Origin of the sequence: Peribacillus sp. NPDC101481 (genome assembly GCF_044767165.1) — a bacterium.
In the GTDB taxonomy this organism is placed as follows: Bacteria; Bacillota; Bacilli; order Bacillales; family DSM-1321; genus Peribacillus.
This window is the reverse complement of the sequence record NZ_JBIWNJ010000001.1, coordinates 848914-860849: the sequence shown is the minus strand read 5'-3', so window position 1 is coordinate 860849 and position 11936 is coordinate 848914. Positions and strand designations below refer to the sequence as shown.

Annotated in this window: 9 protein-coding genes; 8 read left to right on the top strand and 1 reads right to left on the bottom strand. The window is 40.2% G+C overall.

What is annotated here, in order from left to right; translation table 11 throughout:
- Positions 1–16: 16 nt before the first annotated feature.
- Positions 17–1063, top strand: a complete 1047-nt coding sequence (gene fni, locus ACIROD_RS04050) for a type 2 isopentenyl-diphosphate Delta-isomerase (protein WP_402938187.1) — start codon at positions 17–19, stop codon at positions 1061–1063.
- 65 nt (positions 1064–1128) lie between these two features.
- Here fni and ACIROD_RS04045 read toward each other — a convergent pair whose 3' ends face one another.
- Complete coding sequence (locus ACIROD_RS04045; protein ID WP_101222431.1) at positions 1129–1260, bottom strand: YpzI family protein; 132 nt, start codon at positions 1258–1260, stop codon at positions 1129–1131.
- A gap of 111 nt (positions 1261–1371) precedes the next feature.
- Here ACIROD_RS04045 and ACIROD_RS04040 point away from each other — a divergent pair, with 111 nt between their 5' ends.
- From ACIROD_RS04040 to ACIROD_RS04010, 7 genes are all read left to right on the top strand, one after another.
- The gene (locus tag ACIROD_RS04040; protein WP_402938184.1) at positions 1372–1992 is read left to right on the top strand and encodes a YphA family membrane protein; all 621 of its coding nucleotides are present in this window, start codon (positions 1372–1374) and stop codon (positions 1990–1992) included.
- Positions 1993–2451: 459 nt separating this feature from the next.
- Positions 2452–3762 (top strand): ribosome biogenesis GTPase Der, encoded by a 1311-nt coding sequence (gene der / locus ACIROD_RS04035; protein WP_101222429.1) that lies wholly within the window; start codon positions 2452–2454, stop codon positions 3760–3762.
- Between the two features lie 16 nt (positions 3763–3778).
- Positions 3779–4831, top strand: a complete 1053-nt coding sequence (locus ACIROD_RS04030; protein WP_402938181.1) for an NAD(P)H-dependent glycerol-3-phosphate dehydrogenase — start codon at positions 3779–3781, stop codon at positions 4829–4831.
- A 379-nt stretch (positions 4832–5210) separates the two neighbouring features.
- Complete coding sequence (locus ACIROD_RS04025) at positions 5211–6545, top strand: APC family permease (RefSeq protein WP_101222427.1); 1335 nt, start codon at positions 5211–5213, stop codon at positions 6543–6545.
- Positions 6546–7256: 711 nt separating this feature from the next.
- Positions 7257–9362 (top strand): sigma 54-interacting transcriptional regulator, encoded by a 2106-nt coding sequence (locus ACIROD_RS04020; RefSeq protein WP_402938177.1) that lies wholly within the window; start codon positions 7257–7259, stop codon positions 9360–9362.
- 303 nt (positions 9363–9665) lie between these two features.
- Complete coding sequence (locus tag ACIROD_RS04015; protein ID WP_402938174.1) at positions 9666–11039, top strand: putrescine aminotransferase; 1374 nt, start codon at positions 9666–9668, stop codon at positions 11037–11039.
- A gap of 689 nt (positions 11040–11728) precedes the next feature.
- Positions 11729–11926, top strand: coding sequence for a DUF2768 domain-containing protein (locus tag ACIROD_RS04010; protein WP_101222425.1), 198 nt, complete (start codon positions 11729–11731; stop codon positions 11924–11926).
- Positions 11927–11936 lie beyond the last annotated feature (10 nt).

The window sequence follows — 11936 nt, the reverse complement described above, 5'->3', positions numbered from 1 at the left end:
AATAATGGTGATGTCCTTGGAGAGAAAACAACGAAAATTAGATCATATAGAATTTGCGCTAAAGACAGGGCAGCAGCATAAAACAGGATTAGAAGATATTTCGTTTATTCACCAAAGCTTACCAGGTATTTCCTTGAATAATGTGAACCTCACAGCAGAAGTTGGCGGACTTGAATTAAGTTCGCCAATTTTCATAAATGCCATGACCGGGGGCGGAGGCCCTGAAACCGAAAAATTGAATGGTGACCTAGCCATTGCTGCTCGGGAAACAGGAATCGCCATGGCGGTCGGATCTCAAATGGCAGCCATCAAGGATTCTAGCCAGCAGGCTTCTTTTAAAGTTGTAAGGCAGGAAAATCCTAATGGTGTGTTGATTGGTAATCTCGGTGGCGAAGCAACAGTCGAACAGGCTAAGCGGGCCAGCGATATGATCGGTGCAAATGCCCTTCAGATTCATATCAATGTAATTCAAGAATTGACGATGCCTGAAGGGGACAGGGATTTTGCCGGTACCCTTTCGAGAATTGAAAAAATCAATAGAACGATCGGAATCCCTGTCATCGTAAAAGAGGTTGGATTTGGGATGAGTATGGAAACGGTGCAGCAATTACATTCTATTGGTATTTCGATCATTGATGTAGGCGGGTTTGGCGGAACGAATTTTGCTAAAATCGAGAATGAGAGACGCGCAAAAATACTCGGATATTTCAATGAATGGGGCATACCGACAGCCGCTTCGATCGTCGAAGCAGTTAATGTTTCACCACAGCTATCAGTCATTGGGTCAGGCGGAATTCAAAGTCCTCTGGAAATTACAAAAAGCCTGGCATTAGGAGCGAAGGGTGTCGGCTTGGCCGGGCATTTCCTCAAGCTCTATAAAGAGCTGGGCTTGGAACAACTGATTAAAGAAATAAATTACATACATGAAGATTTAAAGATCATCATGACTGCACTCGGGTGCGGTAATATCTCAGACCTAAGGAAATCGAAATTAGTCATCAAGGGCAATACCTATCATTGGTTATCTCAAAGAGGCATTGATTGTTCGGCATATGCTAAATGAATGACCAGAAAAAGAAGCATCTCAATTGAACGGATTGAGATGCTTCTTTTTGTTCAGGGATAGACTTAACTATTCCTTTTTCGAGCCTCTTCAGGGCTTTCCATTCTAGTTGCTCCTTTATGCTCCAGTGATTGGTCCCTGTCGGACTCCACCCGTTTACTTTCTTTCAATTTCTTCTCTTGCCGATCTTTTCCCATGTTTACACCTCCTTTTCTAATGATAGGACGAAGGTTTCCTCATTAAATGCCGTGCTATACGTTTATACTTTGAATAAACAAGCCATAATGTTCCTAAAAGGGGGGCGCTGCATGGATGGAATAATATTTTATTGGATTTCATGGATAGTTTGGGTCATTGTCATGTTTTTTATTCCGAAAACGGTTCCCTTTCGTTTTGATTTTCTATTTCATCTATTAGCCGTAATGGTTTTAGCTGGATATAAACTGGATGCTCCCTTGGTTTCCATGCATTTGAGCGGGCCGTATCTTTTCTTTATACTGTGTGTGTATATTAGGAAGGAATCAATCATCAAGATGATGGAACTGATCAGCGGAAGTCTTATTATCACTCTCGCTTATGCCAGTTTTCAACTTTTTTCTTTGCTTGATCCGATATGGCTCATCATGAAACCGATTTATCTTTTGTGTATTTTCCTGAATTATCTTATCCTATTACTTTTTAAAAATTGGAAACATCGATTGTTCGTCCTTTTAATTGGGATGATGATGGGAGATATCATATATTCTGGATTGCTTGCTTACCACTCTTTACCTTATGTGGCCCTTGCTTACGCATGGCATGATAATGCAGTGCTGGTTTTGGGCGCAAACATATTGTGGAGAATATTGGAACTGGCTGGCCAATACATTTATTCAATTTCTCAATCGAGATTTTTATCAAAACAAGGAAAAGAGAATTTTAATCAATGAAGAGTATGGTGAAAAATTTATCAAAATGGTGCAAGCTGGAATTAGAAGGCTTTTATTCATACAATCATTGTTGATTGGCGAGAAATTTGTTACTATAGGATAGTTAGAGGTCTGTAGATAATCGTAAAATGCTCTAAACAATTAAAAAGGAAGCCGTATGCCGAAGCTTTCTTCATTTTTTTGGGCTGTTTATAATCAAGTTTGAGCAAGCAGAGGGTCAGCTTCACGTCACCTCAGGAATTGCGGCGTCAAGTGGACAAACTGCCTGTGAATACTTGCATTTAAATGAACATCAGTTGCGAATTTTTTACTGATGAAAGATTCCTTTAAATGATGATGGATACAGCTCTTTCCTTTAAAAGGAAATAATGAAAATCAATAATGCAAAGCAACCGTATAAATGCATTCATGAATTTCGTGACTTTGACAGAGATATAGTAGCAGAAAGGGTGAAGAGCAATGCCAAAACCGGTAATTGCGATAGTCGGTCGTCCGAACGTGGGAAAATCGACAATCTTTAATAGAATAGTTGGAGAACGGGTTTCGATTGTCGAAGACGTTCCTGGAGTGACCCGGGACAGGATTTATAGTTCTGGTGAATGGTTGACACATGATTTTAACATTATCGATACAGGTGGAATTGATATCGGTGACGAGCCGTTCCTGGAACAAATTCGCCAGCAGGCTGAAATAGCCATTGACGAAGCTGATGTGATAATTTTTATGACGAATGGTCGTGAAGGGGTAACGGCTGCTGATGAAGAAGTCGCTAAGATTCTCTATAAATCGAGAAAGCCAGTTGTCCTTGCAGTAAACAAAGTAGATAATCCAGAAATGAAGGATCAAATTTATGATTTCTATGCGTTAGGTTTTGGCGATCCATTCCCAATCTCCGGGTCTCATGGACTTGGTCTTGGTGACCTTCTGGATGAAGCGGCTAAACATTTCCCTAAATTCGACGGCCAGGATTATGCTGATGATGTCATTAAATTCAGTTTGATTGGAAGACCGAACGTAGGTAAATCTTCTCTGGTCAATGCATTGTTAGGTGAAGAACGTGTCATTGTCAGTGATATTGAAGGTACGACTCGTGACGCGATTGACTCTCCGTATAAATACAATGGCAAAGAATATGTCATTATAGATACAGCAGGGATGCGGAAAAAAGGTAAAGTGTATGAAAGCACGGAAAAATATAGCGTACTTCGTGCATTAAGGGCAATTGAACGTTCAGACGTTGTTCTTGTAGTCCTGAACGCTGAAGAAGGAATTCGTGAGCAGGATAAAAAAATTGCCGGATATGCCCATGAAGCGGGTAGGGCGGTCATCATCGTCGTCAATAAGTGGGATGCCATCGAGAAAGATGAAAAAACGATGAAGGATTTTGAAGAGAAGATCCGTGCCCATTTCCTATTCTTGGATTATGCGCCAATCATTTATCTTTCTGCCTTAACGAAAAAACGGACACATACCTTAATACCGGTCATTGATCAGGCTAGTGAGAATCATGCTATCCGGGTTCAGACAAATGTATTGAATGAAGTGGTCATGGATGCCGTGGCGATGAATCCGACACCGACACATAATGGTAACCGTTTGAAAATTTATTATACGACTCAGGTAGCGATCAAGCCGCCAACTTTCGTTGTATTCGTTAACGATCCGGAGTTATTGCATTTCTCATATGAGAGATTTTTAGAAAATCGAATTAGGGATGCCTTTGGTTTTGAAGGAACACCAATACGAATTTTTGGACGTCAGAGAAAATAGTAAAGGTGGTTATACCATGGTGAAAGATAAAGAAAGTATCGCAGTGATCGGAGCAGGGAGCTGGGGAACTGCTTTAGCGCTCGTGATCGCTGATAACCAGCATGAAGTGAGATTGTGGGGACATAATCAGAATCAAATCAATGAAATAAATCAAAAACATACGAATGAAAAATACTTGCCTGGGATTGAATTGCCTTTGGGGATTAAAGGTTATTCTTCGATTAAGGAAGCATTGGTCGGGATTGAAATAATAATTTTGGCTGTGCCGACCAAAGCCTACCGGGAAGTGCTTGGTCAGATTGAAGAGGCTCATGATAAGCCATTGACAATCGTTCATGTAAGTAAGGGGATTGAACCTGATTCCCTGCTTCGTATATCGGAAATGATTGAAGAAGTCTCTTCGGTGGATTGGCTTAAAGATATAGTGGTTCTTTCAGGACCGAGTCATGCTGAAGAAGTCAGTCTACGTCACCCGACAACAGTTGCCGTTTCTTCCAAGAATATGAAGGCTGCCGAAAGAGTTCAGGACATCTTCATCAATAATAATTTCCGTGTATATACAAATCCGGACTTGATTGGTGTTGAAATCGGAGGGGCATTAAAGAACATCATAGCATTGGCTGCCGGAATTACGGATGGTTTAGGCTATGGGGATAATGCCAAGGCTGCATTAATGACACGAGGATTGGCTGAAATATCCCGTCTAGGGGTGGCCATGGGGGCTAACGCGCTTACGTTTTCAGGTTTAGCTGGGATTGGCGACTTGATCGTCACTTGTACAAGCGTACACTCCCGTAATTGGAGAGCTGGGAATATGCTTGGAAAAGGGCAAAAGCTTGAAGAAGTTTTGGAAAACATGGGTATGGTCGTTGAAGGTGTCAGAACCACTAAAGCCGCCTATCAACTAGCTCAAAAGTACGAAGTGAACATGCCGATCACTGAAGCCCTGTACGATGTTTTATTCAATGGGGAAGAAGTGAAAAAGGCAGTTGACCTCTTGATGAATCGTTCAAAAACGAATGAAATGGAAGAACTTTATAACATTTTGGATAGCAGACAGCACGATTGAAATCCGAATCTGTTGATTTTCATAAAAGAATTTCATTAAATTAGGCATTTGATGATGCGCCTTGCCGTGTATCAGCATACAATGCAACGAAAGTAAACTAGTAATTTGACCTCGGCACGGGGGATTTAGTCAAATGAGCAGAAGATATCTAATATCTTCTGCTTTTTTTTATGGGCAAAAAATCATCTGTTCTATTATGCAAACTTGAATAGGTTATTCAAGTTTGCATAAAACATTCTACATATTTCCTTGTTTTTTGTTATAAATCGACTATTTTTTTTGGTATGAAAATTGCGAGGTGTAATATGACCAAAGAATTATAAGGGAGGCCAGAAAAGTTGGTTAACTTTTCTCGCTAAAAAAGGAAGGGGAATGATACATGCAAACAGGTAATCTTAAAAGGTCTTTAAACTTGTGGCATATCGTATTGCTTGGTGTTGGATATATGACACCGATGGTTGTTTTTGATACATTTGGGATAGTTTCCGAAAAAACGGGGGGGCATGTGCCAACCGCTTATGTCATTGCTCTTTTAGCGATGTTGTTTACTGCCGCAAGTTATGGGAAAATGGTAAAAATTTATCCGCAGGCAGGTTCATCCTATACTTACACACAAAAAACGATCAATCCACATTTAGGCTTCCTTGTCGGGTGGTCTTCGTTACTTGATTATTTATTTTTACCGATGGTGAATGGCATATTAACAAAAATATACTTAACTGCTCTTTTTCCGGAGGTGTACCCGTGGATATGGGTGGTGGCATTTGTCCTTTTAATGACAGGCATTAACTTATTCAATGTTAATTTTGCAGCCAACTTTAATAGCTTCCTTGTATTTTTTCAAATGTTGGTGATCCTTATATTTGTGGCGCTTGTCGTAAAAGGGGTCATGGGTGGAGAAGGGACTGGAGAGGTCTTATCGGTTCAGCCATTCTTCGGGCATCATATGGAGATGTCGACGCTCATAACTGGTGCTACAATCCTGTGTTTTTCTTTCTTGGGGTTTGACGCTGTCACAACTTTATCGGAAGAAACACCGAATCCATCTAAAACGGTTCCCCGGGCCATCTTTTTGACCGCCCTTATCGGAGGGGTTTTATTTGTGACGGCATCATTCTTTACACAGTTATTTTTCCCGGATGTTTCCCGTTTTAGCGATCCAGAAGCAGCTTCTCCGGAAATAGCCCTTTTTGTGGGCGGGAAGTTATTTCAAGCCTTCTTTCTTGCAGGAACTTTATGCGGTACACTTGCCTCTGGGCTTGCATCCCATGCTAGTGTTTCTAGGTTGCTATATGTCATGGGACGTGACCAAATGATCTCGAAAAAACTATTTGGATTTGTCCACCCAAAATACAACACGCCATTTTTTAATGTCATATTTGTCGGGTCCATATCATTGGTTGCCTTATTCCTTGATTTGGTTACCGCCACTTCCCTCATAAACTTCGGGGCATTAATTGCTTTTACTTTCGTGAATATTTGTGTAATCGTCCATTCAATAAGAAACAAAAGCTTCAGAACGATTAAAGGATTTCTTTCAACAATTCTGTCCCCGGTTTTAGGTGCTGCATCGGTCTTCATCCTTTGGCTTAATCTCGAGACGAGTTCATTGATCCTAGGAATTGTATGGGCGGTAATTGGGATTGGTTATCTTCTGTATCGAACAAAATGGTTTACGGAATCCCCTCCGTTATTCCGTTTTGAAGAGGCATAGTGAATTTACTCACTTCATGAACGAAGGAGGTTTAATATCGCTGATTAGAAAATGAAAAGGTCTTTAACGGTCTTTCTATTCGTTTTTTTGTACATGGAATTAGCAACAGTGATTTAGCGCATATTGGATTGCTGCATAGATGTCATATGGAATGGTTCCGGAGGCCTGCCTGCTCGTTTTAATGGTGATGCTTCTCACAGCGTATATTATGGACAGAAGGAAAAGGTCATTCCTTCGGCAGGTTCGGTATAAGCGTATGCGCAAAGTTCCATCAATACATATGCCGGTTTTCTTAGATGGATTATTTATTCATTTCAAAGGGCAATTACTTGTTCAGCATTTTTCTTTTCAGTAGCTTTACTTTTTGTACCGGCTTTTGAATAGGTGCTTAATTTACTGATTATTGTGACTGTTATCAATATCATAGGGTTGAAACCGGCTGAGTTCTGTACTAAGGCTGCTTTTTCATTATCATATTCATCGCTTTATCTATCCTGATCAGGAATAATAAGAAAAGGTGAATGATCCTTTATAAAATAAGTATAGAGTGCATAGCAGGTTTTTAGGTCAAAAGGGTCCGTTAAAGGACCCTTTTGTTGTGGAATGGATAAAGGTAAATGCTGGATATGAGTAATCGTACATGTTATTTTTTATCTAGCAATTCAGAATTGTGATAAAATATAGGTTAGGTTACAAAAGGAGAGTGAAACTGTGTTATCTATTCCGGATGATAAAATAAGACCATTCATAACTATTACAATTGATCAGCCTACATTATCAGACCAAAAAATTCATGAGATACAGGAACCTTTCTTCTTTCTTATGAAGGAAAATCATGTGTTTGCGTATATCCGCATGGATGACCTCCCGTTAAATGAAAAAATAACGACAGTCGATCAGCTTTTACAGTATGCTTTTTCGATTGATAATGTCTGTAAATTAACCCCTAACATATCCTTGCCGCTTCTGTTTCAAATTATCGGAGAACCTATCGTGCTGATAAAAACGGATGATGGCCTGCTTACCGGTTATGTAAAAAGGGAAGATGTGTTAGCAGAATTATTCAAGCAGGACAGCAAACAGAATTTAGACCTGCTAAATGTTATTTTAACCTCCATACCTATGGGGATTTTTGTAGCTGATAAAGAAAAAAATATCGTGAACTTCAATGAATCAGGCTTGAAGATGATAAAAAAGCCTTCTGAACAAGTCCTAAATGAACCTGCTGCGGACATCTTCAATAAGCAGCATATACATAGCGTGTTTGCCAGTGGGAGCAGTATTCTGAATCAGTTGGAGATTACTGATGTCATGAGTGTGCTTGTCGACTATAGCCCGATTCTGAACCATGAAAAAGAAGTTGAAGGCCTGATCATCATCGTTCAGGATTTACCGATGGTTGAGGAAATGGCCATGGAAATAGAATTGATAAAAAGCTCGAATAAAGACTTGAATGCCATTTTAGCGAATATCTATGATGAAATACTTGTAGTCAATCAAAAAGGAGAGCTGCTGCGTTATAGTGACAGCATCATCTCAGGATTCTGGGGTAAGGATTTAAAAGATTATATTGGGAAGAATCTTTTGCAATTAGAAGATGAAGGGATTTTTAATCCTTCGGTCACCCGGTTAGTCCTTGATCAAAAAAAGAAAGTATCGATTGTCCAAGATACGAAAATGAATAAGAAAGTCCTTTCCGTCGGCACCCCTGTGTTCAATGAAAAAGGAGATATAGATCGAATAGTCATTGCATCAAGGGATATAACGGAAACGACACAATTGAAATCTGAATTAAATGAAATGAGGAAAGAACTGGATTCATTCAAAAAACAGGATCAATTTTATAAAGAGTTGGTTTTTGCAAGTCCTAAAATGGAGCAGATAATCAGCCAAGTCAAGAAAATCGCTCATTTCTCATCAACCGTATTGATCAACGGGGAGTCGGGAGTAGGTAAAGAAGTGATAGCCGAAGCCATTCATAAAATGGGCAGGCGGTCCAAGCAGCCTTTCCTAAAGATAAATTGCGGGGCGATTCCGGAAAACCTCCTCGAAAGTGAATTGTTTGGTTATACGAAGGGTTCCTTTACAGGAGCAGATAAAAATGGGAAGGTAGGATACTTTCAGCAGGCCAATAAAGGTGTTTTATTCCTTGATGAAGTGGGTGACATGCCCATACACCTGCAAGTCAAGCTACTGCGGGTCCTCCAGGAACAGGAAGTGATTCCGATTGGCAGCACTACACCCATTTCCATTGATGTTCAAATTGTTGCGGCCACGAATAAGAGTCTGGAAAAAATGGTCGAGATGGGGACGTTCAGAGAAGATTTATTCTATAGATTAAACGTCATACCCATACATGTGCCCCCTTTAAGGGAAAGGCCGGAGGATATACCGCCACTAGCCTTTCATTTCCTGCAAAAACTGAATGAAAGGTATCAGCGGAATTACCACTTTTCCCCTGATGCATTAAATATCCTGGAAGTCTATACATGGCCGGGGAACATCCGTGAATTGCAGAACATGATTGAAAGGTTGGTTGTTTCTGCAGATGAAGAGACGATCGATGCTGATTTCATTCAAAGGTTCATACCTGTGGGCAGTGACTTTAAACAATCGAAACCCATCATTACGAGAATCCTTCCGCTGCAGGAAGCACAGGATCATGTCGAAGAGCAATTGATCATGCTTGCCATGAAACAGTATAAAACTACGACCAAAGCGGCAAAGGCGCTCGGTATAAGTCAATCGTCAGTGAGCAGGAAGTATCAAAAAGTGTTAGCTGAACAGAGTAAGAAAATCGAAAAAAATGCATATTGAATAAAAGCCGTTGCCGAGTGATGAAAAATCGCTTGTCAACGGCTTTTATTTTTATAGTAGCATTTGGGCAGTCTTTTTGATGATTTACAAGGATGGTTATGCAAATTGAAATATCGTTATGCAAATTTGCATAATTATAACGTAATTTAATAAAAAGAATGCTGTTTTGTTGGTAAATTAACTTGGCATGGTTCTTGCTTGATAAGTAAGTATAAGAAAAAAGGGAGGTAAGCATCAAAGTTTATAAAAGAAGCAATCTCAATTAACCATCCACTAAAGTTATAAAAAAAAGGAGCTTATAAAATGTCAATTAACGTAGAAAGTAAAAACACTCAAGCTAACCAATCAGCAACCCAAGATTATATTAAAAAAGTGCTTCAATTAATCGAACAAAAAGAAATTTCAAAAGAAGACGCGCAGTGGGTAACAAGAGAAACGGTCGAGAATTTCCGTAACCATGTAAACCCTGGATTTTTGGAATATCGGAAGACGGTCACTAAAGACACGCAATTCGCTTCCGTGGAGTGGTCTGATCAAGATTCCTGTTTTACCGATGTAAATGGAAAAAAATATATTGATTGTTTAGGTGGCTTTGGTATTTATAATGTTGGCCATCGTAACCCTAAAGTAGTAAAGGCCGTAACCGATCAATTGCAAAGACAAGCCCTTCATAGCCAGGACTTACTTGATCCATTACGTGCAATGCTTGCCAAGATCCTTGCCGACATCACACCGGGAGATCTAAAATACTCGTTCTTTACGAACAGCGGTACCGAGAGCGTGGAGGCTGCACTTAAGCTGGCTAAAATGTACAGTGACCGATTCACGATCATTTCCACGACAAAATCATTTCATGGGAAAAGCCTTGGTTCCCTATCGGCAACGGCAAAGGGCATGTTCAGAAAACCTTTCATCCCGTTGGTACCAGGTGTGCGTCATGTACCATTCGGTGATCTGGATATGATGAGAAAAACGTTTGAAAGTTGTGCATTGGTCGGTGAAGATGTTGCTGCTGTGCTGTTGGAGCCTATTCAAGGTGAAGGAGGGGTCATTCTTCCTCCGCAAGATTATTTAAAGCAGGTTCGGGCATTATGTGACGAATATGATGCGTTATTGATCTTGGATGAAGTGCAAACAGGGATGGGACGGACAGGTAAAATGTTCGCTTCTGAGCTATATGATGTTGTTCCGGACATTATTTGTTTAGCGAAAGCATTTGGCGGCGGAGTAATGCCTGCAGGGGCTGTCGTAGCCAATGAGAAAGTGTTTAAAAGCTGGTTCGACAATCCATTCATGCACACAACTACATTTGGAGGAAATCCACTCGCTTGTGCTGCGGCCATTGCTACGATCGACGTACTTTTGGAAGAAAACTTACCGCAGCGTGCTGCAGAAGTTGGTGAATACTTCCTAAATGGGTTAAGGGAAGTTGCTGCTGAGCACAAAGATAAGGTTTTGGAAATCCGCGGCCAAGGATTGATGATTGGTATTGAGTTCCATAAAGATGAAGTGGGTTATGAATTCTCAAAAGCCCTCTTTGATAAAGGCATCTTGGTGGCAGGTACGCTTATCAATTCCAAAACAATCAGGATTGAGCCGTCATTGACTATTAAGTTGGATGAAGTCGATACAGTCATTAAAGCGTTTAAAGAGGTCTTGCCGACGCTTCAATCTTAATTAAAAAAGCAGAAAAACAGCCTTTGGGCTGATTCGGATTTTAGATAAAAAGGTTTCGGAATGGTCTTATTCCGAAACCTTTTTGTTATTTTTTGCTTTGTAGCAATTTTAGGAATAGTGAACTCCAAGGTTATTATTTAGACCATTTCTACCCTTCGTCAAGTCCAGTCGGCCATCTTCTTTACATTAATGGCAGCCTAACTAACCAAATGGTTGCTGCACCAGGTGGTCTAAAGTAAACATTTCAAGCTGATCAAAGGTACCCTCATCGCCTCAAGTTTTCATCCTTCTAATTAAGGAGTAACAGAATGTACGAGACTCCTGCGGGGAAAGCGGTCCAAGAGAGACCCCGCAGGCGCTAATAGCACCGGGGAGGCTCCAAAGACCGGCTGCGGAAAGCGAGTGCCCTGCGTTCCAATCAACGGTAAACTTTAAACACCTTAAAAAATTGTCGGCAAACTCAGTTATTATCGAGTTTGTTTATAAGCTGAAACAGTCTTTGGGCTTTTTTTGTTGCTTGGAGGGAGGAGGTATGGAAATCACTTTTACTATACTTAGTTCCCGTTTTATAGTTTTTTTTATGAAAATGCGTCATGAAAACGGGAATTACCCAGATTGGAAAAGGATTTAATTCCTTTAACGTAATTTGGTATGTTATAATAATTTCTGGAAAAAGGAGTGATGAAGATATGACACCTGCTCTGCAAAAAATGTGGATATCCTTTATAGCAATGGGCTTTATGATTATCTCTATATTTCTAATTTACTTAAGCCGCTATAAATTAAAAGGTTTTTGGAGAGTCTTGACAGCAATTATCGCATACATACTTATGATTCTGGCCGGATTGATCATCCTTATCGTTGTTCTTAGCGGGCCAACCACTTGATAGGTGAGGA